The sequence below is a fragment of the Hyphomicrobium methylovorum genome (assembly GCF_013626205.1).
In the GTDB taxonomy this organism is placed as follows: Bacteria; Pseudomonadota; Alphaproteobacteria; order Rhizobiales; family Hyphomicrobiaceae; genus Hyphomicrobium_B; species Hyphomicrobium_B methylovorum.
On record NZ_QHJE01000001.1, the window covers coordinates 2,948,932 to 2,972,440 of the forward strand.

Here is a 23,509-nt window from a genome sequence, read left to right on the forward strand (position 1 = left end):
AAGTGACAGGTTGATGGTGATCGGCTTTTCTGAGATTCAGGCGGGCGCAGGGTCGAAGCTGAGCGGCTGAAGCGACGCTTGGGAACATCTCACTGGGCATAGGTGTTGTGGGGGCTGCCTTCAAATTGAAGGGAGCCGGCGCGGCGTCATTCCCATTCCGCCCTTGGCCGTTTTGGAAGGTTGAGGGTTATGGACCAAGGCGAACCGTCGGGGCAGAAATCCGGCCAGCGGTCGGGTGGCAAGGTCAATGTTTGGCCGCTCGCTTCAGTAAACTTTTTCATGGCCGACTTCCAAGCGGGTATCGGTCCGTTTCTTGGGGTGTTTCTACTCGCGCACCATTGGCAAAGCGGTCTTATCGGCACCGTCATGACGATCGGCGGCGTGGCCGGTATGCTGATGACCATTCCGGCCGGAGCCTTTATAGACGCGACGCGCCATAAGCGCGCCAGCATCATCATTCCCGCCATCGCAACGATAGCGGCGTCCGCACTTATCCTGATATCGCAAGAATTCTGGCTGGTGGCGACGTCTCAGGTCGCGACAGCCATTGCCGGAGCCATTATTGGGCCAGCCGTCAATGCGATGACGCTCGGCATTGTTCACCAGGCTGGGTTCAACCGTCAGAACGGGATCAATCAAGCGTTCAATCATGCTGGCAATGTTGTTGGCGCGGGGCTCTCCGGCTTTCTCGGATGGAAGTTCGGCTACCCGGCCGTTTTTATTCTCGCCGGTGTGTTCGGTGTTTTGACGATCATATCCGTTCTAATGATCTCTCCCGCGAGCATCGATCATGACGTCGCGCGCGGGACAGGTGAGGGTAGCGAAGACGGCAAGGTGAGCGGCTTGCAGACTTTGCTCGAATGCAAGCCCCTTCTTGTGCTGGCGGCCGCATTGGCGGCCTTCCATCTGGGCAACGGCGCCATGCTGCCGTTGTACGGGATGGCCGTCGTTTCCGACGGTTCAACAAACGGGCCCGGATTTGTTGCGATTACCGTTGTCGTCGCGCAGGCTACGATGATTGTTGCTTCGATCGTTGCCATGCGCATGGCAGAAGCCGAGGGTTACTGGCTTGTGCTGCTCATTTCATTTACTGCGCTGCCCGTTAGAGGGCTTGTTGCCGCCGACCTGCTGGTTCCTTGGGGCGTCTATCCAGTTCAGATACTGGATGGCGTCGGTGCAGGGTTGCAGAGCGTTGCCGTGCCGGGGCTTGTTGCACGCATTCTGAATGGAACGGGACGTATCAACATCGGGCAAGGTGCCGTGATGACCGTCCAAGGACTCGGCGCGTCCTTGAGCCCGGCCATTGGCGGATGGATCGCGCAGATATTCGGATACAGCGCAATGTTTATGATCCTCGGAAGCTTTGCGCTTATCTCGGTCGCGCTCTGGATCGCCTATTCCTCGTTATTGAAACCGGCGTGCGCGCCGAAGTTGGCCCCCTCGACCGCATAGTCAGGGAGCAGTTGGCTCGGCGGTGATACTCATCTGGAACCAATCGTAAAATGAGCGTGCGACGACCGTCGTTGCACGCGAAGATCTTCAACGATGTCTATCGCCAAGGCATTGGTCTTCTAGCGGTGTTCCGCCGGAGGGCCGGGCGGTCGGGGTTGCGATGTCATGTAAGCGGCCACGTCCCACGCCTGCTGATCGCTTAAAAACGGATTGTGATAGTCCGTCGTCAGGTAGGGCATCTTTGCGCGAATGAAGGCTGCTGCTGTCGTCATGCGGCTCATGCCGGCCGCCGAATTAAACGACTCTGAGCCCCACAGCGGCGGCACCGAAAAACCAACTTCCGGTGATTGCTTTTGCTGGCCCTCGCCATTGCTTCCATGACACTTGGAGCATGAATCGGAGAAGATTTTCGCGCCGCGTTCGCGGTCGGGTGTCTCTGGTGCTGGCCGCAGCGGCATCAATCCCATACCTGCAATCCGAACGTCGTCAGGAGAATCCTTTCCCACGTATCGCATGTAAGCGATGAGGGCATTCATCTCGTGTCCGTTTTCGGGTAGCGGCTGTCCGTTCATGCTGCGTCTCATGCAGCCATTGATCCGTTCCGTGAGCGTCAGAACTTCATCATTCACGATCATCGGAAACGATGTGAACGTTGAAATGAAGGGTGCCGCATACGCTTGCGTTCCGGCCTTGATATGACACTGCGTGCAAGCCAAATCGTTTCCGGCATATCGCAGCTTCGGATCCGAGGCGCTCTTGCCGATCAAGCGCGGCGTTTCAGTGACGAGTTGCCAGCCATATTGGATGAGTTCGTTTTCCGGAGTTGCCGGAAGTTGAAAGACATCGCGAACTTGATACCAGTTTGGAGCGCGCCCCCATAGTACGTAGCCAGTCCCCAGACCGACGAGGCCGGTCATGAGTGCTACAAGCAGCGCTATGCCTCGGGTCTTTCGCGTGGTCATCGGCTCAATCCCGTCTCTCTGCAATTGCACGAATACCTCGGCGGCCCACGGCCAAGGACTATCAGCAGCGAAAATAGTAAAAATAGAGAGCGATCGACGACTGTTCCTACGGCGCAGGCCCATATTCAAGATCGAAGTGCACTGGACTGATTATCCCAAGGCGGTTTTTTTTACCCGGCCGCCCAAGTGTCGTGCGGAGCCGGTCAAGTTTGCTCGGAGGCACGCGGCTGGGATCAGTCGAGTGGACCTGCTTAACCCAACCCGGCCGCTGCGAGGCGTGCCCGCAGACGCGGCGTCATCCAATCGAGGAACGCCCGCACCTTCACCGGGAGCATGCCTTTCCCCGGATAGACCAGCTGCACGGGGATCGGCTCCGGCGCGTATGCTTCGAGCAGCGGCACGAGCGCGCCCGACTTGATCTCCTCGACGACCTGATAAGAGAGGACGCGCACCACACCAAGGCCTTGGCTTGCGGCATCGATGGCAGCTTCGACAGTGTTTACGGAAACGCGTGTGCGCGGTTCTGCGGTTAGCTCGTCGTTATCGCCGCGATAGCGCCAGCCGGGAGACGTGGAGAATCCCTGAAGCGTAATCCCATCATGGTTCTGGATATCTTCAGGCACCTTCGGCATGCCAGCGTGCGCGATGTAGGAGGGACTGGCGCAAATTACGCGGCGAACCGTTCCGACCCGCACCGCTATCAGTGCGCTGTCCTCAAGATGTCCCAGACGCACGCCGACATCGAGATGCTCATCGATCAGGCTCACGTTGCGATCGATCATGTACATGCGAAGATCGATCTTCGGATGGGCGATAAGAAAATCGGCGGCGATCGGCAGGACGTGCAGGCGGCCGAACACGACTGGGGCGGTGATGGAGAGCTGGCCTCTCGGTTCGCTGTACTCACCGGTTGCGATCCGCTCGGCTTCGCCCACTTGCTCCAAGATCCGCTTGGAGGCTTCGAGATAGCCGCGCCCCGCGTCCGTCAGTGCTACGCGGCGGCTCGTTCGGATTAGGAGCTTGGTGCCCAGATGCTCTTCGAGATCCGAGACCTTACGGCTGACGGTCGCGAGCGGCGTTCCTAGCTTCCGCGCGCCAGCGGATAAGCTTCCCTCTTCGACCACCGCGACGAGGACAGACATTGCCTCGAACCTATCCATCTATCCTTCCATATTTTGGGAATAAGGGTTCCGATTTCTCTATCTACCTCTGATTTTTGGAAACATCTACTTATCTGGCTGCGGCGAGCGAATAATCGGGATCCCGAGAGCACGAGTTCTGGGAGACGGAGGGGGCAGGCAGCCGCAAATGAGACGTCGTTGGCTGATGTCGAACGACGCCGGCACGCCAGGTTGGAGTGAACGCTATGAGACACCGGTTTGCAGACCTGATGTTCACACCCCGGGTACAAAAAATTCAGGCGGAGCAGGGCTCGCGCGCGTCCTACGCCCGTATGATCGGCCAGCCTCAAGCGGGCAGTGATCCGCTGACCGTTCACGAAGCGGAATTCATCGCGGCGCGCGACAGCTTTTACATGGCTACAGTCTCTGAGACGGGGTGGCCTTATGTGCAGCATCGCGGCGGACTTCCGGGATTTCTGAAGGTCATCGACGCGCACACGATCGGCTTTGCGGACTATCGCGGCAATCGTCAGTATGTCAGCGCTGGGAACCTGAGCGGCGACGATCGCGTGGCGCTGTTCTTGATGGATTACCCAAATCGACAGCGGCTGAAGCTGATTGGGCATGCGTCGATCATCGATCCCGAGACCGAGCCTGAAATCGCCGCGAAGCTTCAGGACGGTTATGCCGCCAGGGTTGAGCGCGGCATCATCATCCATGTGGAGGGTTATGATTGGAACTGTCCGCAGCACATCACGCCGCGGTTCTCGGTGCCCCAAATCGAGGACATGCTTCAGCCTTTGAAAGAGAGACTGGCGGCTCTTGAGCAAGAGAATGCGGCGCTGCGTTTAAAGGTGGCCGATGGGGCGCGCGTCGAAAGCAATCTGGATTAGCCTGGAATACACCGCTGGCTAAATGCGATCCGATCGCTATATGAAGCGCGAAGCAGGTCTTGCGTGCGTCTGGACGCGTGTGGGGCCTGTTTTTCTCCTCGCCCCTCTAACTCCTAAACAATTGAGTTCGACTTGCTGAAAGCCTGGACACTTCGCCTGCACCGATGGCTGGCGCTCATATTCTCGTTGCCGTTGCTGGCCGTGTTTGTGACTGCTCTAATTCTATCGTTTGAACCTGCAGTCGTGGCTTCGGCGCTAAAGCCTAATTCCGTCGACGTTGCTCAAGTCGAGGCGGCGCTGGCCAAGCACGATCCGCAAGGCGCGACGAAGCGCATCTTTATTCATGGGCACCTCGGCACGCTCGTTCTCGACAAGCGCGGCGGTTTGGAAATCGATCTCGCGACTGGCGAGCCCGCCAGCCAGACGAGTACCTCGCTTTCGGTGTTTTCGGTCGCGCGTGATATCCATAAAAGATTACTTCTCGACGGCGGATGGGCGGTGACCGCGTCGACGTTCGCCATGCTGGCGCTGGTTTTGATCGGCCTTGTGATGGGCACCCGGCCATTGCGTAACACGGCGAGTGGCTGGCACACGGCGTCGGCTTGGATCGCTCTGCCGCTCGTCGTTATTGCGCCGCTTAGCGGACTGGCGATGGTCTACAAGGTTACGTTTGCCGGACCGCCCCCGCGTATCGCAGCGGATACAGCGCCGGCCACAATTCTTGAAGCGCTTCGTATCGCAGGGCGGGAAAGAGATTTGTCGACGATGCTTTCGCTCCGTTTGAGGAACAAAGCTATTGAAGCCCGCTTCGTCGAAGACGGGGAGTCCCGAAACTACCTCGTTTCGACGACCGGTCTCGTGGCCATGCCGCGCAATTGGCCGAAGCTGCTCCATGAAGGCAATTGGGCAGGGCTCTGGTCCGCGTCTATCAACATCGTAACGTCTGTGGTTCTCATCTTATTGCTTTTCACAGGCGTTCTTATGTGGTCACGGCGGCATTTCAGACGCCGCCGTCAGATTGCGCAACGCCAAGTAATCTAATTATATTTTTCTAAGGGCGCTTGCTTCGAATCGATCTGCAGGCGTTGCATTCTGTGGCAGTTGAGCATCTGCGCATCCCGAATGTGCCTCTTTTTTGTATACAATATTGTATACTTATAATCGGTGTTTAATTTTCCCGTTCAAGTTTAAGTCTTGGGGGAAATGGAATGACGTGGGATTTGGGGGCTCGCACTGTTTGTGCGGCGTTGGTTCTGGCTGGCTCGGGCACGCTCGTTTCTGCACAGGATGCGGAAACTTCTCTACCTCCGGTAACTGTTACGGCCGGCGGCGCGGCAAAGCCCGTAAAAAAAGCGCCGGCCAAGAAGGCAAAGCCCGTCCAGAGCACGTCAACAGCCCCCTCGCAGGCTCCAGCGGCACCCCCTTCCGATCCTTCGACCGATAACTCCGCTGCTCATTCCAAGATTGATACCGGCAACGCGATCACCAATTCCACCGTGGGTGCGATGACGGCGCGGTCGGACGCCCCGAATGCCACCGTCGTGATCGAAGGCGCTCAACTTCAGCAGTTCAACAGCATGAGTATCGGCGACGCGGTGCGGCGCCTGCCCGGCGTTACCTTCCCAGGCGTCAATCGCTCGCGCGACATCAAGCTTCGCGGTATCGGCAAGGAATACACGCAGGTTCTGCTCGACGGCCGTCCGCTCATCGACGGCGATTCCAGCCGCAGCATGGAAGTGGACCGTATTCCGGCGAGCTTCATCGAACGCATCGAGATTACACGCAGCCCGCTCGCCAGCATGGAATCAGGCGGTGCTGCGGGCACCGTCAACATCATTACGCGCCGCGATTTTGGACCGACGGGCGGACAGATCACGATTGGCAGCGGATACGTTGAAGGCAACGGCACGCCGGGCGAATTCTCCGCGTGGCAAGGCGGGCAAGCCGGTGCTCTTCGCTATTTCATCGGTGGTGGCTATCAGCGCCGGCTCGTTCAGGAGAGCTCGGACGAGTACGTTTTCGGCGCTAACGGAACAGTCCGGAGGGGCGGCGAACTCGTCGATCAGCATCGGAAGTTTGACGAGTACACATTCCTGTCTCGCTTCGAACTCGCGATCGACCCGGCGAACACGATTATTTTCGCGCCGAGCTACCTGCGCACGAACGAATTTCGCGATCAGCACACGCTCCGGCTTGCCAACAACCAGGCCTCGGTTAATCGCGATACGCACGAAATTCGTCATCGCACCCGGGAAACCTACGGCAGCTATCTCGAATGGCAGCATGCGTTCAACGGGTATTCCAGCTCGAGCGTATTCTTCGACTATCAACGCGGCCGCGAGGATACCACGCGCAGGTCCACACGGACGACCTTGCCGGGCGGTTCGCCTGCCGTGCAAGATCCGCGCTTCGTTCCTATCGATCTAGAACGTATTGCCTCTGGCGGCACGGTGACGACGCGCATCAGCGGGCATCAGCTCGAAGCCGGAATTGGCTGGGCGCAGACGCAGAGAGCCGAGAGCGAAGTGCGCGGCATTGCCAATGTCCCGCTTCCGGAACGCAACTACGAGGTTAGCGAAAGCATCTATCACGCTTACGTAAGCGATGCGTTTTCGGTTTTCGGTCGCGATCTGCTGACGCTCGGTCTGCGGTTTGAATACAGCGTGACCGATACGATGGATTTCACGAGGAACAGTTCGGACAAGGACGCGGCGGATTTGAACCCGTCCATCCAATACAAGCTTGAGGCGGCTCCCAACGTCGATTTCAGGCTTGGAATTGCGCGCACTCTGCGTCGTCCCGATCTGCGTGAGCTCACTCCGACAGTTATTTCCGGTGCTGGTTCGATTGCCGATCCGGATATGCGCGGCAATCCTGATGTTTCGCCGGAACGAATTTGGGGACTGGATGTCGGCACCGACGTTTTCCTGTTCCAGCGTACAGGCATCGTATCTGCCAACTTCTTCGCGCGGTCCTTCGAGGACAAGATCGAAAGAACATTGACGCGAGAGGGACCGTCAAATCGGTGGATTTCTACGCCGCGCAACGCCGGTGACGGTGAGCTTTACGGCGTGGAACTCGAAGGCCGCCTGCCGATGCATATGATCGGGCTTCCGGATTTGACGCTGTGGGCCAACGGGACCACGATGAAGTCCGAATTGACCGATCAGCAGACCGGACAGACACGTCGCTTCGCCGAGCAGCCGGATTTGATCACGAACATCGGTGCCGACTACTACGTGCGTGCTTGGTCGACGACGTTCGGTCTTGGTTACAATCGCACCTACGCCTACGATCAAGACATCGAGCAGGTGAATGGTACGTTCCAGCACACGAGCTTCTCGAATCTCGATCGCCTGGATGCCTCGGTGCGGATTGGGCTGGCTGATCAGGCTGTGCTGACTCTGTCGGCCAGCAACCTCCTGCGCACCGACGACGATCGCATTCTGACGACGCGCAATGCCGCTGGAACGATCACCGCTCAGACGCACAGCAACGAGCCGTCACCGTCGGTCTATTACGCTCGCTTGTCATACGGCTGGTAAGCCGGTTTGAAGATTGAGATGGACGATTTCATTCCCGCGCGATCTCCGGATCGCGCGGGAATTTTTTTAGGGCAAGGACATCTCGTTTGCGGTTGGCAATCGAGAGACGACAGTGCCGGGGCGGGAGCCGCCGGTGGGGCACGTGTTTGGTTTACCCTGGTGGTGGCTATTGAAATAGCCCGCTTTTTTGAGCCGCCCGTCCCAGGCGGGTGTAGACAGGCCTAGTTTCCGTGAATTTTACTAGCGCCCATCGGTCGGCGCCGGATATTGCAAAGCCGTCCAAATCTCGACGGTTGGCCTGATCCAAGACGACGATCATTTTTCAAGTATGCCGTGACGAGTGCGTGCGCGGCGAGGAGAACGCGGCGCATGGATATCGTGTTTCCTGTTCTCGTGTTTCTCGTGCTTTTGGCCAGCGCCTGGGCCGGTTGGTTTGCACGGACCAAGCTTCAAGAACGTCACACCAGCCACGAAACGTTCGACAGCATCCGCTTGCTGATGGGCATGCTCTTGACGTTTTCAGCGTTGGTTCTCGGCTTGCTCACGTCCAACGCCAAAAACCGCTTTGATAATTACGACAAAGAACTGGCGCTATTGAGCGCGAACTTCATTGATCTCGATCATCGCTTGCGTCTCTACGGCGCGGAGGGCGATCCGATCCGAAAAGATTTGCGGACGTATCTCGCTGCCGCCATCGCTGACTCTTGGCCGTCCCAGCCACATCCCGCAGGAGACTACCCGACGTTTCCGCAACGGTCGGGATTTGAAAGACAGACCCTCGGCGATCTTCTTTCTCGAGCCGATCAACAAATTCTACAGCTTAAGCCCGCAGATGATTTTCATCGGGAAGCTGCGACACGCATGCGTGATATTTCGTCGGATATTATTCAAACACGCTGGCAGATCATCACGTCGACGGGGTCAGATATTTCGTGGCCGTTTCTATTTATTCTCGCCTCGTGGCTGGCGATCATCTTCGGTGTTTTCGGACTGACGTCGCCAAGGAATGGTCTGGTCTACGTGGCGGTGGTGATGTCGGCGCTTTCCATCACGTCGCCTCTGTTTCTCATCATGGACTATAGCGACGCGATGAATGGGCTACTGCAATTGTCGAGCGCGCCGATGCGCACCGCGTTAATCCATTTGGATGCGCCTTAAATTGCCGATACCTTCCATCCGCGTGGGCTGCTGACCGTCGCGGCAGTTGCCATCAATCCATGTCAGGCGGTCATGGTTGTGTTAGTGTTTGGCCTTCGCAAAGCTCGATAAGGAACTTGTACCGCTTTTAGCCGTCTTCCATGTTCTGTTGGTCTGGCCTCGTCCAAGTCTGGAGTTCATCATGGCGCGCAACCCCCATTACGTTTCCGGCCTTGAAAGCGAGCGGCAACAGCAGCGCCGCGATAACGGCCATCCGTCTCCCGGCGAAACATTCGATCAAAAGCCGAGAATGTCGGAGCAACCCTTCAAGGGTACGCACACCAAAGCAAGTAAGCGCGCGGTTCCGGGTGTTGAGACGTACTCAGGACCTGCGGGCGGTTGGGGTGCTCTCAAGGCGGTGGCCAAGGCGCTAAGCCATGAGATGGCAGTGTCGCGAGAAGTCCGCAGCCTGCTGTCGATGAACCAGCCCACTGGGTTCGACTGTCCTGGCTGCGCTTGGCCGGATCCGCGTCACACGTCGTCGTTCGAGTTCTGCGAAAACGGAGCGAAAGCGGTTGCTTGGGAGGCAACGAGCAAACGCACGACGCCGGAGTTTTTCTCCAATCACACGGTTTCGGAGCTTTGGAGCTGGTCCGACTACGCGCTTGAAGGCGAGGGCCGCCTAACGCATCCGATGGTCTACGATCGCGCGACGGATAAGTTTCAGCCAATCGCGTGGGAGGAGGCGTTTGCTCGCATCGGTCGAGCGCTGCAGGCCTTGCCTGATCCGAACATGGCGGAGTTCTACACATCCGGGCGCACCTCGAATGAGGCCGCATTTCTTTACCAACTCTTCGTTCGCGAATTCGGCACCAACAATTTTCCCGACTGCTCGAATATGTGTCACGAGGCGACGAGCGTCGGTCTTCCGGACTCGATCGGCGTTGGCAAAGGAACGGTGACGATCGAGGACTTCGATCATGCCGACGCGATCTTCTGCATCGGCCACAATCCGGGCACCAATCATCCGCGCATGCTTGGTACGCTTCGCGAGGCATCCAAGCGCGGATGCAAAATCGTGGTTTTCAATCCCCTACGAGAGCGTGGGCTGGAGCGCTTCCAGGCACCGCAGAATCCCTTCGAGATGGTGACGCTTGGATCGACGCCGATTGCGTCGTCATATTATCAGGTTGGCATCGGCGGCGATGTCGCCGTCCTCAAGGGCATGATGAAGTCCTTGCTTGAAATGGATCGCGCGGAAACGGCGGCAGGCCGGAAAGGCATTCTGGATCGTGCGTTTATTGCCGAGCACACGCAAGGGTTCGATGCGCTTGTTCGGAACATCGATGCGACCGATTGGGCGCAGATCGAGCGCTACTCAGCCTTGTCGCGGACGGATATCGAGGCGGCTGCGAAGATCTACGCTGAAGCCGATCGGGTCATCATCTGCTACGGCATGGGCATTACGCAGCATTGCCACGGGACATCGAACGTCAACCAGATCGCGAACCTGCTTCTGATGCGGGGTAATATCGGCAAGGAAGGCGCCGGCATCTGCCCGCTGCGTGGACATTCGAACGTTCAGGGTGATCGGACTGTCGGCATCACTGAAAACCCATCGAAGGATCTGCTCGATAATCTCGAAGCCGTTTTTCGCATCAAGGCGCCACGTAAGAAGGGGCATAACGCCGTTGAGGCCATCGAAGCGATCGTCAACGGGCAGTCTAAGGCGTTGGTGTGCCTGGGTGGCAATCTTGCGGTGGCGATGTCTGATCCAGACGTAACGTTTCACGCAATGCGTCAGCTTGATCTTGCCGTGCATATTGCGACGAAGTTGAACCGATCGCATCTGCTCATCGCCAAGGAGAGTTTTATTCTACCCTGCCTTGGGCGGACTGAACTCGATATGCAGGATACCGGGCGGCAAACGGTGACGGTCGAAGACTCTATGGCGATGGTGCATGCGTCCTCGGGTGGTCTGAAACCTGCGTCGGAGCATCTGAAGTCGGAACCGGCAATCGTCGCCGGTCTGGCAATGGCCGCGATCCCCGATACGAACGTTCCTTGGGATGACCTCGTTGCGGACTACAGCCTGATCCGCGAAAAGATAGAAGCCGTGTTTCCGGATTTCTTCGATTTCAATGAGCGTATCGAGCTGCCCGGTGGCTTCCGTCTGTCGGTTCCTGCGTCTCGTCGGGAGTGGAAGACGAAATCAGGAAAGGCGGAGTTCCTCGTTGTCGGCGGGCTCGAAGAGGACCCGCGCTGCGAACAACCCGGCGCGCTTGTCCTCGCGACTGTGCGCAGTCACGATCAGTACAATACGACGATCTACGGCTTGGACGATCGCTACCGCGGTATAACCGGCCGCCGCGATATCATTTTCATGAATGCTTCCGATCTGGAGGCGCGTGGATTGCACCATGGTGACACTGTCGACATAGAAACGGTGTGCAACGATGGCGACGAACCGCGCACGCTGAGCGGCCTGACCGCAGTTGCGTTCGATATCGCCGCGGGTTCCGTTGCGACTTACTATCCCGAAGCCAACAGCCTCATCGCAGTCGATCAGTATGATCGGCGAAGCGGAACACCGTCTTATAAATCAATCCCAGTGGTCGTCAGACGCGTCGGGCCTCAAGCGCAATCGGTGTAGGAGGACATGCGCGTCTCTTTTGTTGCGCCATCACTGTTCAAATTGCGATCTTGGTTTCCACGGTGCTACCGGCGATGTCTTTGCGTATGTAGAAACCGTTTGGAATGGCTTCCTGCACGAGGGGAACGTGCGAGATGATGCCGACTGAGCGGTTCTGGCTGACGAGCTTGCTCAAAACCTGGAGCACTTGGTCGAGGGTGCCCGCGCCGTTCTCGGTGTCCAGACTGCCGAAGCCTTCATCGATGAAAATGGTGTCGAGGCGTATCTTGCAGCTGGCGCTTTCAACGACGTCGGCGAGTCCTAACGCGAGAGCCAAGGCGGCAATGAATGTTTCTCCGCCGGATAGCGTGCTTGTCGACCGCGCTTTGCCCGTATGCGTGTCGAACACTTGAATGTCGAGGCCGCGACGTCCGCGGCCGATATCCAGATCTCGTTCCAGCCGGTAGCGATTATTCGTCATCGGGCCAATACGCAGGTTGGCGGCTTCGAGAACCTGATCGAACATCGCGCCGATGGCGAACGTTTCCAGATCGAGGTTCTGTTTGTTGTTGCCGTTCATGAGGGCCGCGAGTTTGCGCAGCGGCCCGGAAGTGGCTTCTTCCTCGTCGAGCTTTCGGAATGTGTCGGCGAGTTCGTCGCGAAGTTTAATGAGCTGCGTTAGCTTGGCCTTGGCATGAGATCGCTGATCGGAAGCTTCGGCCAGCTTTTCTCCGGCTTCTTTCTGACGTGCCATGAGGCTTATGAGATCAGGACGGGCTTTGCCGTCTATGGCTTTTGCTGCACTTGCAGCAGTGTCTTTTGCTAGTGCCAACTTGCGATCATGATCCGCCACGATCGCTCGATCTGTTTCGATGGTCTTGATTGCAGGTTTCAGAACGAGGAAATCATCGGCGGTGAGCCCGCTCTCGGCAAGCCGGGATTCGAAAATGGTGATCGCGTTCCGGTGACGTTCGCGACAATCCAAGAGGGCGCTGTCGGCGGCTTGCTGATCTTTCTGCGCGGTCAGAGCCGCCTCGCGGGACTCTTGCGCAATCCGTTCGGCGGTTTCTTTTGCGACGAGGCGCGACTTGTACGCTTCTGATGCAGCTTGTTTGGCGGACGAGAGAGTTTCGGGATTTCTCAGGCTTTCAGGAATGGGAGATAGAGTTTCTTCCAGGCGAACGCGTGCCTCTGATTTTTTTCTCAAACACTCAGAGTGCGCATCTCGCAATGTCTCAATCTGTTGCTTGAGCGTTTCGATGTCATTGCTCAATTGCTCGAACTCGGCGTTCGCCTGGGAAAGGTCTATCTGAGGCCCAAGATGTTCGAGGGTGCGTTTTATGTCTTGGATTTTCGTATTCAGAGATGATGCGCTGTCTGCGGGCTTTTGTAGGTCTTCGAGCCTGTTCTGGCGGTCCTGCAGCACGCTGCGGGCTGACGCTAAGTGTTCCGCGGCGTCACGTGCGGCTGCGTCTGTCTGCTGCCAAGCGTTTTTCGCGTCTCGGAATGTTTGCTCGGTTTCGACGTGCTCGACCGCGTGCGTTGCGGGTGCTGGATGGTTGGTCGAGCCGCAAACGGGGCAGGGGGAGCCCGGCTCTAGTCTCGAGGCGAGATGCAGAGCCTGAGCGGCAGAGAAGCTTTGCTCTGCAACCTCGTATGCGGATTTTGCGGCCTCGGCTTGGCGCTTCGCGGTTTCGTGGGCTGCGTTTCGTTGCTCGACATTGACGCTCGCCTTTTGAACGTCATCGCCAGCTTTCTCAAAAGCCGTGGCTTCGACAAGAGCTGCGCTCAGCGTATGAAGCTGGATTGTTCCTTCGCTCCGCTGAGCGTCTCTCTGGTGCGCGAGTTTGAGCGCCTCCGATTTCTTCTGACCTGCGCTTTGGAGGTCTGTCAGCCTTCGTTGAGCTTGGTCCAGGTCGATACTTGCAGCGCGCTCGGCTGCGTGTGCTTTGTCGACCTCGCTTTTTAGGTCTGCTGATTTCTTCAGCACTAACGCGTGGCGTTCGAGTTCTTCGATGTTCCGGCGCAGAACATCGATCTCATCTGCTCGATCGATTTCTTTCTTTAGTTGCTCCGCTGCTTTGTTTGCTGCGTCTACCGCTTGCTCGACGTGGAGTTGAGCGCTCTGCAATTTCTTTTCGGCCGTTGCGACATCGGTGGCGAAGGTCGTGACGTGCGCTTCTACGTCAAGCAGGGAACGTGCTCGTTCCGCCTTTGTGACGCGCTCAGCCAGAGCCTTCATCTCGTTTTTGTTTTCTTCAAACGCGGTTATGGTATTCGCAGCCGTTTCAGACGCTTTGAAGAGCGCTTCGATTTTCTCGGCATTGGTGACGGCTGTCTGCGTCTCTGTAAAAAGCCCGAGTGCAGTCTTTTCGGCTTCGATCAAATCAGCATGATGCGCATCGGCGCTGACGATCCCGTCGCTCAAGGCGTCGGTACTTTCGAAGCCTTCGGCTGCGAGACGACCCGCGCAGACGTGTCGGTCGTGGCTCACTCGATCTTCAACGGCTTTGGCGTCTGCTTTCAGCTTGGCTGCGAGGTTGCGGTAAAGCGAGACATCAAAGAGATCACGAAGGATTTCGAGACGTTGTTTCGTTTTTGCAGCAAGAAATGTTTCGAACCGGCCTTGTGGCAGAAGAACGATCTGGCGGAATTGGTCGGCGCCATAGCCCAGCATATCCGAGACCGCCTGATCGACCAGTCCGACCTTTTTCTCGGCGATGATCTTTCCGCGTTGGTTCTCGCTGATCGACTCGAGCGTTTGCCCGGTGGCCTCAAAAAGAAAAGCCTCATGCGGGGTTGAGGTCTCTCCATTTCCTCGTTGCTTCGGCCGCTTCTGTTCGGGCCGCCGAACTATGACATAGCGACGGTTTCCGATGTCGAACACGAACTCGACTTCGGTCATCAAGGCGGGATCCGCATGATCGGAACGCAGCGATGTCGGTTCCTGATCCGGCTTTGCGGGTGCGCCGAATAGTGCGAACGTCATCGCGCTAAAGATGGTGGATTTTCCGGAACCGGTTTGCCCGTAGATGCCGAAAAGGCCCGCATCGACCGCGCTGCGGAAATCGATTGCGACGCGTCCCGGGTAAGGACCGAAGGCCTGCATTGTCAGTCTTACTGGCCTCACGCTGCCTCCTCGCCATTTTCGATGGAATGGAGAGCTGAGGTCACGATGCTGCGGTCCGTTTCTGTCATCGGTTCGTTGCTGACGCTGTTCAGGAAGTCGCCGACGACTTCGATCGGGTCTCTCAATCGTACGCTCGATCTTTCGAGAGGTTTGGTTTCGCGCGGGCGTTCGTCCCGCTGGTACGTTAGATCGCAAGCGTTCGGAAATATTGCACGCATGCGCTTCATGGCGTCGATAACAGGTGTGTCATCGGTCAGAATGACTTTGACGAAGTCCGTCGAAGGCTCGCTGAGCAGCAGCTCTGCGTGCTTGCCCTTGAGGATACGGATGCCGCGCAGTGGCTTGAATGGAATTGCTTCCGTTGTCGATATGCCTGCCGCGTCGATTTCCACGAGGTTCATGGATTTTGCAGCATCTACCTCGTCGAAGCCGAAGGCTAATGGAGATCCTGAATATCGAATGTGAGTTTGGGCGACGAACTGAGGGCGATGCAGATGACCCAACGCGACGTAATGTGCGCCTTCGAAGATTTCTGGTCGGACCGTTTCGATTCCGCCCACGCGCGCAAGCGGCCGTTCGCTATCGCTTCCCTGCGCGCCCGCCACAAAAGCATGAGCGATGACAACCCAGCGTGCGCCGTCAGGAACATTGTTTCGCGCTGCTGCAACTTGTGCGGCAAGCACGTGCTCCGGGGTTTGCATTGTTTCGTCGGCAAAGCATTCTCGTGCCGCGAATTCGTATGAGAAGGGTAAGCCGGAGAAGGCAACGACCCCGTGAGCATCGTGCAGCAGCAGAGGTTTTTCGTCGGCGCTTATAACGCCGCGAATAAGCGCGCGCTTTGCATCGGTCATCACAGACATTGATGCGATGCGATCGCCTGAGTCGTGATTGCCGGCGATCATCGCGACTGCGGCCGAGGTTTCGGACGCGATGCGTGAAAGGAACGTATTGAACTGACGAACGGCTGTTGCTGGCGGGTTCGCGCGGTCGAATATATCGCCAGCAATAATGAGGACGTCGGCGGACGAGGCTTTAACGGCGCTTACAATTTGATCGAGGATCGCCTGGTGATCCTCTTCGAGAGGGATTCCGTTGAACTGGCGGCCGAGGTGTAAGTCTGCGGTATGCAGAATTCTCATGGAGTTACCCATATCTGTAGTTACGCAGCGGTGGCGTCCTGTATCGACACAGGGTCGAGGACTACTCCGACGCGCTTTATGACTAGCGGACCATGAAGCCGATTGCGATGGCGTTCGCAATGTCGATGAAGAACGCGGATACCAAGGGTAGGATGATGAAGGCTCTTGCGCAGGCACCGTGTACTTTTGTCACCGCTGACATGTTCGCGATGGCCGTTGGTGTTGCGCCGAGACTTATACCCGTGAACCCTGCGGAGAGCACGGCGGCTTCGTAGTTCCGTCCCATCATCGGGAAAACGACGAAGATTATGTATGCAACCGCGACGGCCGTCTGCAGCGCCAGAATAATTGCAAGCGCTGGTCCCATGCCGCCAAGTGTCCAGAGCTGCATGCTCATCAAAGACATGGCTAGGAAGATATTGAGAGATAGGTCCGAGATCAGTGCCAATGCGCGCGTGCGTGTCGGCCATCTGGCTGCGGGGAACGCGAGCGGAATGGTATTTGTGGCGACGATTCCGACGAGAAGGCAAATGACGAACAACGGTAACTTCAATCCCGTTTTGGCGACGACTTCATCAAGTGCTACGCCAATCAGGATAACGACATTCAGAACGAAGATGGTGCGTAAGAGTTCAATGTGATTGATGTCGTCGGCCTCGGGTTTGGCGAGGTCATCGGGGATTCCGACTAAAGGGTCCTACGTTGGTGCTCCGCTCAGCTGATGACGGCCGATCAGGAAGCTTGCGATCGGTCCGCCAGCGAGGCTTGCGATGACCAATCCAAGCGTTGCGGAGGCGATGCCGATTTCAAGAGCATTGGTTAGCCCGAAGCGTTCCGTGAATATCGGCGCCCACGCGATCGTTGTGCCATGTCCTCCGATCAGCGATGCCGAGCCGACGAGAGGGGCCATGCCGTGCGGCAGATCCAACGCAACGACGCTGGCCGAAGCAACGAGATTTTGTATGACGAGATAGGCCAGGGTAAGCCCCAGGAGCACAGCGAGGGGGGGGGCCACCTGAAACGAGATCGTTGAATTTGGCGTTGAGGCCGATGCCGGCAAAGAAGTAGAGCAGCAGCAAATCACGCGCGTCCAGCGTGAACGCGATTTCGGTTCCGAAAAATACGTAAACGCCGAGAGTTATGATTGCCGCGAGCATTCCGCCGGTTACGGCTTCCGGGATGTTCCAGCGGCCTATCGGTTTGACCACTTTGTTGATGCTGACGCCCGCGAAGAACACCAGCACTGCAATCGTGAAACTCAAAAGTCCAGAAAGCTGTATTGCTGATGACGTCATGTCGTAGTGGCAATGCGTTTTGAAATCGGGCGAGCGTGCGAAAGCTCCGCAATCTTCGAGCGTCTCCCAAAAGGCGAGGGGACTTCGATCTTTGAAGGGGTATTGGGTTCGAACATTCTCCGCCAATCTCCGTGCGTTCCGAGGTCAATCCAGATTTCGCATTTGCATTTTGGATGCTAAATCGATTGGATCCAGCAGGCACTAACGTGCTAAGGACATTTTTATACGAGCCTGACTATATTATTCAGTGCCTTGGCAACCATGTGCCGTCATTCAGATGAATTTCTTGTTGGCCCTGCTGTTGTGACGTACCAGAATTGCTAACGTGACTATCGTTCGTTCTATAGCTCACTGATCCGCGAGATAACATGTAAAGTAAGGGAGATAATAATGAGAATATTGCTTCCGCTTATCGCACTTTTCTGTGTTTTCGCATTTGCTGACGTCATTACAAGTCCGAGCGCGAATGCAGCGGTTATTACAACCGATGCTCATGCGCTTAAGACTTCCAAAGCACCTGGAATAACGGAGCAGGTTCGCTACCGTTGCTGGTGGCGGAACGGCCGTCGGCATTGTCGCTGGGTTGGCCCGTGGCGCGGACCTCGTCACTGCTGGTGGCGAAATGGACGCCGCATCTGCCGTTGATGATGGCCGCTGTCGTTTAAGAGGTTGTGAGCGTCAGGGACCTCTCCCTGGCGCTTTTTGATTCTTCTCAGCGGAGGGTGAATTCCGCGAGTTTGAGCTCGCCTTGGCTGCATGCGGTGAGGCTGGCTGCGCCGCTGTAGGTATTTTTGCGCGATAGCGACTCGGCTATTACGTGACGAGTCTTTCCGACGCGGCGTCAATGGTGTGCGATTGCAATTTTAACGTCCTCGCAAAACATTGTTTTGACTAGATATTTTGTTATTTGAGATAAGAAGGCCACGCAGGCTGTCAGAAATGATCGCTGTGCGGATTTTATGTTTGAGAAGACTTCGCTTGTCGACATAGTTACAAAGCTATATCGATTGGTGGGGAAACTAGAAAAATGCGTCAACGCGGAATTTGCGTGTCTCTTTGCGCAGCACTCATGGCAACGACGGCAGGAAACCTGCAGGCCCAGGAAGCGGCGAGTAACAATCAGAGCGACGTCACGTCGGTGCCATTGCCGCCAGTCGTGGTCGCTTCGCCGAAGCAGCGTATTCAGCAACGGCCTAAGTACAAACCGAAGGCGGCTGGCACGGAAACGGCCTCGGGTGAAGCGAGCAATCAGACATCTGATTCCGACGGCGAGGGAGACGGCAGCATCTCCAGCCCGAACGCTGGCCTGCCAGGGAGCGCGGCGGTCTTTACGCTCGGGCAGCTCGACATGGTCGGCGGATCGTCGATCACGAACGACGCGATGTGGACCTTCTCGAAGAACACGCTCGATCAGGCATTGTCGTTGGCTCCGGGCGTTTCCGCTTCGAATTCCGGCGGAAGCCGCAACGAGCAGCTGATTTTCGTACGCGGGTTCGATCGCTGGCAGGTGCCGTTGTCTATCGACGGTATTCGTATCTATCGACCGGCTGATAACCGCATCGATTTCTCAAGTTTCCAGACGGCTGACATTTCGGAAGTGCAGATTGCGAAGGGGTACACGTCCGTTCTCAATGGGCCGGGCGGTCTCGGCGGCGCGATCAACCTCGTTACGAAGAAGCCCACCAAAGCGCTCGATGCCCAGGTTCAGGGCGGCCTGCTGTTTGGTACCGACGGCCAGTATGAGGGATATAAAACCTACGCTTCGCTTGGGACCAAGCAACGAGGCTATTACGCTCAGGTCAGCGGCGCCGTTCTGGATACGGATGGTTGGTTCTTATCGAACGACTTCACGCCGACGCCTAACGAAAATGGTGGCGAGCGCGAGAACTCCTACAAGAACAACTGGCAGATCAACGCCAAGTTCGGTCTGACGCCGAATGCGACGGATGACTACTCGATCAACTATCAGAGGATCAATAGTGGGAAGGGCGCTCCTTACCACACGACCGATCCGGTCGCGACGCAACGGTATTGGGACTGGCCAAATACGCAGCAGGAAAATCTGTACTGGCTCTCGCATACGAAGATCGGAACGGCTTCGTTCGTCGAGACGAAGATGTATTACACGACATTTTCCGATCAGCTTATGAGCTATGACGATCCCAAGCAGACGACGCAGAGCCTGCCGAAGGCCTTCCGGAGCGACTACAAAGATTGGGCAGCAGGTGGCAGCATCCTCGGCGCTACCGACATTACGGAATGGGATACGCTGAAAGCGTCGTTTCACTTCCGTCGCGATCAGCACGCGGAAACGCAGGCCTACAACGTGCGAGGTCGGCCTTGCGGTTCCATTCTCCCGTGCTTCCAGGAGCCTGAGCAGCTCGATATCGAAGACACCTATTCGGTGGCGCTCGAGAATACCGTTCATTTAACGAAGCGGATCGATGTTGTTGCGGGTGTCAGCTACGACTGGCGCAAGCTCTACAAGGCGGAAGAATTTACGACCGACCTTGGGATGTTCGAGTACAACAAGAAGGACTCGGACGCGTTCAATTGGCAGAGTGCTATTATTTATCGCTACAACGACACCGACACGTTGCACGCGAGCGTCTCTGACCGCACTCGTTTCCCGACGATTTTCGAACGTTTCAGCTCGCGCTTCGGCGGAGCGACGTCGAATCCGGGGCTTCTTCCGGAACGCGCTACAAACTACGAAATCGGCTGGGCCAGCAATTTTGCGCGTAACAGCCAAGTCGCGACCGCTGTCTTCTACAGCGACGTGACGAATATGATCCAGTCTGTGCCGTTCATCTTCCAAGGCAACGCCGTTACGCAAAGTCAGAACGTTGGTGATGGCAATTTCTATGGCGTTGAATTCTCGGTCGACTATGCGGTGAGCGATAAGCTGGTGGTTGGCGGCAACGTTACGTGGCTGCAGCGTGACGTAACTAATCCGACGAATCCGAAGTTCGAGCTGACAGGCGTTCCTGAGTGGAAGGGCATTGGCTACCTCACGTATCAAATCACGGATGCGTGGAGCGTGACGCCGAGTGTTGAATTCGCCAACGATCGTTGGACGGTGACAACTGACGGCAAGAACTATTATCGCACGGGTACTTTTGCTTTGGCGAACCTGCAGACTGAGTATGATTTCGACGAACGTACGAGCCTCATGCTGGCGGCACGCAACCTGTTCGACGATAACTACCAGTTGGCGGACGGGTATCCGGAAATGGGACGCAGCTATTACGCCAACATGCGCTGGAAATTCTAAGTCGAGAGTGAAGCACACAGCTATGCAGACAATTACAAAAAACCCATCTGCTCGAAAGTTTTCGGGCATCCTCATCGCCGCGCTCATGACTGCGGCGATGGGGAGCGCGGTCCGCGCAGACGACAAATGTGCGGGCTTTAAATGGCCCGTCGAAACTGAAGCCGCGTGGATGGCGGCCAAGGATCTGCAAGACGTCTCTGTGGGTGGCACGCTTTCAGACATTCCGGCGAAGGCGATAAAGGTCAAGCTGGATCAGACGACGTCCGTTAAGTTCCCGGTTGCGCCTGGCATCAAGAAGCAGGCGCTTCCGCCAGGTAGCTACTCGGGTTGGTTCACGATTGAGAAAGTGCCGGCTCCGGGCCTGTACCAGGTCACGATATCGGAACACTCATGGATCGATGTTGTGCAGGGTGGAGAGCTGCTTCAGTCGACGGCCTTCACGGGTGCAAAAGAATGCGAGACCATGGGCAAAAGCGTTCGTTTCGAACTACGTGAAGGACCCGTTGTGGTGCAGGTGAGTGGTGTCGTGAACGATTCCATTAAGGTAACGATCCGACCGGCGGCCGATAAGTAACCCCGGGGCTCGACGGTGGCGACGTTCCCTTTACGAGGACTGGCGTTGGCGGCTGTGCTGTCGGCGTCGGTCCTTGCCTCTTTTGCGATATCTGCCTTCTCGCAATCGGCAGTGGTTCCGAACCTCGATGCGCTTGAGGCGCTCGGAGGCCAGCTGTTCAGCGATCGTGATCTCTCGTTCAGCCGCAAGCAGAATTGCGTGAGCTGTCATTCTCCACAACTTGCGTTTTCGGATCCGAGGTCATTGGGTGAGATCAATGGCGCCGTTTCGCGTGGCGGCGATGGGCGTTCATTCGGCGACCGCAATGCGCCGACGCTTATGTACATCGCGTTTACGCCAGCATTTCATCGTGCAGCCGGTGGCGCAGCGATAGGCGGGATGTTTTGGGATGGGCGCGCTTCGACGCTGAAAGATCAAATACGCGACCCGCTTCTCAATCCCGTAGAGATGGCAATGCCGGACGAGGAGAGTGTCGTCCAGCGTTTGCGAGAGAAGCCGGAGTATCAAGAAGCTTTTGCATCGCTGTTCGGGCCCGAGGTCTTGTCCGATACGCCGCGCGCGTTTGCGGCTGCAGAGGAGGCGATGGCTGCGTTTCTTCGCACGAGAGACTTTGCGCCGTTCGATTCGAAGTACGATCGATCGTTGCGCGGCGAAGTCGTCTTGAGTGCCGCGGAGTCCAAGGGGCGCGATATATTCTTCGCCGATGGTCGTTGTAGCGCATGCCACATGACATCAGAGTCTTCTGGCTCAAAGGCCGAGCTTTTTACAAACTTCCGCTATTATAACTTGGGCGTGCCGAAGAACGATACGGTGCGAAGGCTGAACGGTAGTAAGCCCGATCGCATCGATCACGGTCTTCTCGAAAACGCGGCCATCGATGATCCTGCGCAGAGCGGACGGTTTAAAGTGCCGACACTTCGCAATGTCGCGGTAACCGGTCCGTACATGCACAATGGCCTGTTCCAGGAGCTTCGAACGGCCGTTCTATTCCATCAGCGGTTCTCGCCTCATAATTCGGAAGCCCAAATCAATCCGGAAACCGGACGGAACTGGGATACGCCCGAGGTTGCGGACAACGTTGCGCGCGCGGAGCTGCAAGCGTCACCGCTTTCATCGCAGGATGTCGACAATCTTATTGCGTTTCTGAAGTCGCTTACGGACCGGACATACGAGGATCTTCTGCGTTAGTCGCTTGCCGGCGTCTGCCTTCAGAGCCGACGAAGATGGATTCAGTTGTCGCTCTCGTAACGCAGGCACGCGATCAATGCGGGAACCATGAACATTCCCAGATAGCCCGCCAGCAGCACTGAGTTCACGTCCGTCAGTCTAAACCCCGAAAGAAAGCCGATGGTCATGATAATCCCGGGAACGGTGATTGTCAGAGCGAGCCAAACCGTACGATCGATGTCCAACAGGCGTTTTGCGACCAGCAGCGACACGATGAAGACGAAGGCGAAAGCCCACAGCGCGATCAGCACTATCGACGGCACGTCCTGATGTCCGCCAGCCGCGAGCAACAGTGAAATGCCCAAGTGAAAAACGGCGACGGCGGTGATCATCGCCAAACACCACTGCTCTCTGGGCAGCGTGCCCTTGAGCGAGAAGAAGACATCGAACACCGATGTCGTATCCCGGGGGTGATAGCTATCGAACATGACGAATAGGCCTCCGCGAACGTCAGAGTATTGAGATCAAAATGTAAATAGATCGGGAAAGTTCAGCTTTGAGATAAATTCATCAGCAGGATGCCCGCAACGATGAGGGCTGCCGCAACGAAACGGAGCGGTGTCGCAGCTTCTCCCAGGAAGACAATTCCTGCCAGAAACGCACCTGCGGACCCTATGCCCGTCCAGACACAATAGGCCGTTCCGAGCGGTAGCGTTTTCATAGCGTTGGCGAGTAGCACAACGCTGATGAACATCGTTACGGCGGTAATGGCCGAGGGCACAAGCAGGGTGAAGCCATCAGACCTTTTGAGGAAGAAAGACCAAACAATCTCGAAAACACCAGCGATGAATAGAACGATCCAAGCCACATCGGGCCCCTTTTATCTGGGCCGGGCCGTCCCGGGATGAAATGTGGAAATGAAGAGGGTCGGAGCCCTCACCACCGTAGAGAATAAATGTCAGCTCTGAATTTGCAAGGGGAGTGCGATCTTATCTGCTGTCACTTTTATTTATAGCGGCAATCAGGGTAATGGATGGCATTTTATACGTCTGCTGAATAATTGGAGCAGATATGCAGTATTTGGATTGGTTGGACGTTCGAAACTCGCGTTTTAGTTCGGAACCAGTTCCAACCTATTTCCTGTGGTGCGACGCTGCGGGAGTTGCGGCCCCATTCGTTGGGCGTTGA

Annotated in this window: 15 protein-coding genes and 1 pseudogene; 9 read left to right on the forward strand and 7 right to left on the reverse strand. The window is 56.7% G+C overall.

The features are described 5' to 3' along the window. The first annotated feature begins 189 nt into the window (after positions 1-189). On the forward strand, positions 190-1,452 hold the full coding sequence (locus DLM45_RS14125) for an MFS transporter (RefSeq protein WP_246317408.1): 1,263 nt from the start codon (positions 190-192) through the stop codon (positions 1,450-1,452). 119 nt (positions 1,453-1,571) lie between these two features. Here the strand turns inward: DLM45_RS14125 and DLM45_RS14130 are convergent, their stop codons facing one another. Then, entirely contained in the window at positions 1,572-2,414 is an 843-nt protein-coding gene (locus DLM45_RS14130; RefSeq protein WP_181337706.1) for a c-type cytochrome, read from the reverse strand. A gap of 251 nt (positions 2,415-2,665) precedes the next feature. Continuing rightward, positions 2,666-3,574, reverse strand: coding sequence for a LysR family transcriptional regulator (locus DLM45_RS14135; RefSeq protein ID WP_181337707.1), 909 nt, complete (start codon positions 3,572-3,574; stop codon positions 2,666-2,668). Positions 3,575-3,780: 206 nt separating this feature from the next. Between DLM45_RS14135 and DLM45_RS14140 the strand changes: the two genes are divergently transcribed. From DLM45_RS14140 to DLM45_RS14160, 5 genes are all read left to right on the forward strand, one after another. Next, entirely contained in the window at positions 3,781-4,428 is a 648-nt protein-coding gene (locus DLM45_RS14140; protein ID WP_181337708.1) for a pyridoxamine 5'-phosphate oxidase family protein, read from the forward strand. Positions 4,429-4,560: 132 nt separating this feature from the next. Continuing rightward, a complete protein-coding gene (locus DLM45_RS14145; RefSeq protein ID WP_181337709.1) occupies positions 4,561-5,469 on the forward strand; it encodes a PepSY-associated TM helix domain-containing protein in 909 nt (302 codons plus the stop codon). Between the two features lie 167 nt (positions 5,470-5,636). Beyond that, entirely contained in the window at positions 5,637-7,973 is a 2,337-nt protein-coding gene (locus tag DLM45_RS14150; protein WP_181337710.1) for a TonB-dependent receptor plug domain-containing protein, read from the forward strand. A gap of 369 nt (positions 7,974-8,342) precedes the next feature. Beyond that, positions 8,343-9,131 carry a bestrophin-like domain gene (locus DLM45_RS14155; RefSeq protein WP_181337711.1) on the forward strand — a complete coding sequence of 263 codons (789 nt, stop codon included), beginning with the start codon at positions 8,343-8,345 and terminating at the stop codon, positions 9,129-9,131. Positions 9,132-9,420: 289 nt separating this feature from the next. Continuing rightward, entirely contained in the window at positions 9,421-11,763 is a 2,343-nt protein-coding gene (locus tag DLM45_RS14160; protein WP_181338346.1) for an FdhF/YdeP family oxidoreductase, read from the forward strand. Positions 11,764-11,800: 37 nt separating this feature from the next. Here DLM45_RS14160 and DLM45_RS14165 read toward each other — a convergent pair whose 3' ends face one another. The 3 genes and pseudogenes from DLM45_RS14165 to gltS all read right to left on the reverse strand — a co-directional run bounded on the left by DLM45_RS14165 (position 11,801) and on the right by gltS (position 17,306). Beyond that, a complete protein-coding gene (locus DLM45_RS14165; protein ID WP_210269848.1) occupies positions 11,801-14,872 on the reverse strand; it encodes an AAA family ATPase in 3,072 nt (1,023 codons plus the stop codon). Continuing rightward, positions 14,869-16,011: an exonuclease SbcCD subunit D gene (locus DLM45_RS14170; RefSeq protein WP_181337713.1), complete on the reverse strand. Its 1,143-nt coding sequence runs from the start codon at positions 16,009-16,011 to the stop codon at positions 14,869-14,871. The genes DLM45_RS14165 and DLM45_RS14170 overlap by 4 nt, the downstream gene beginning before the upstream one ends. 82 nt (positions 16,012-16,093) lie before the next feature. Then, positions 16,094-17,306, reverse strand: a pseudogene (gene gltS, locus DLM45_RS14175) (sodium/glutamate symporter). A gap of 1,048 nt (positions 17,307-18,354) precedes the next feature. Here gltS and DLM45_RS14180 point away from each other — a divergent pair. Genes DLM45_RS14180 through DLM45_RS14190 form a run of 3 tightly spaced genes read left to right on the forward strand, consistent with a single transcriptional unit; the run spans position 18,355 to position 22,342 of the window. Continuing rightward, positions 18,355-20,580 (forward strand): TonB-dependent receptor, encoded by a 2,226-nt coding sequence (locus DLM45_RS14180; protein ID WP_343062316.1) that lies wholly within the window; start codon positions 18,355-18,357, stop codon positions 20,578-20,580. A gap of 22 nt (positions 20,581-20,602) precedes the next feature. Continuing rightward, positions 20,603-21,154, forward strand: coding sequence for a hypothetical protein (locus DLM45_RS14185; RefSeq protein ID WP_181337715.1), 552 nt, complete (start codon positions 20,603-20,605; stop codon positions 21,152-21,154). Between the two features lie 15 nt (positions 21,155-21,169). Beyond that, a complete protein-coding gene (locus DLM45_RS14190) occupies positions 21,170-22,342 on the forward strand; it encodes a cytochrome c peroxidase (RefSeq protein ID WP_181337716.1) in 1,173 nt (390 codons plus the stop codon). 41 nt (positions 22,343-22,383) lie between these two features. Here the strand turns inward: DLM45_RS14190 and DLM45_RS14195 are convergent, their stop codons facing one another. After that, a complete protein-coding gene (locus tag DLM45_RS14195) occupies positions 22,384-22,773 on the reverse strand; it encodes a DUF805 domain-containing protein (RefSeq protein ID WP_181337717.1) in 390 nt (129 codons plus the stop codon). Between the two features lie 98 nt (positions 22,774-22,871). Next, positions 22,872-23,189 carry an SMR family transporter gene (locus DLM45_RS14200; protein ID WP_181337718.1) on the reverse strand — a complete coding sequence of 106 codons (318 nt, stop codon included), beginning with the start codon at positions 23,187-23,189 and terminating at the stop codon, positions 22,872-22,874. Positions 23,190-23,509 lie beyond the last annotated feature (320 nt).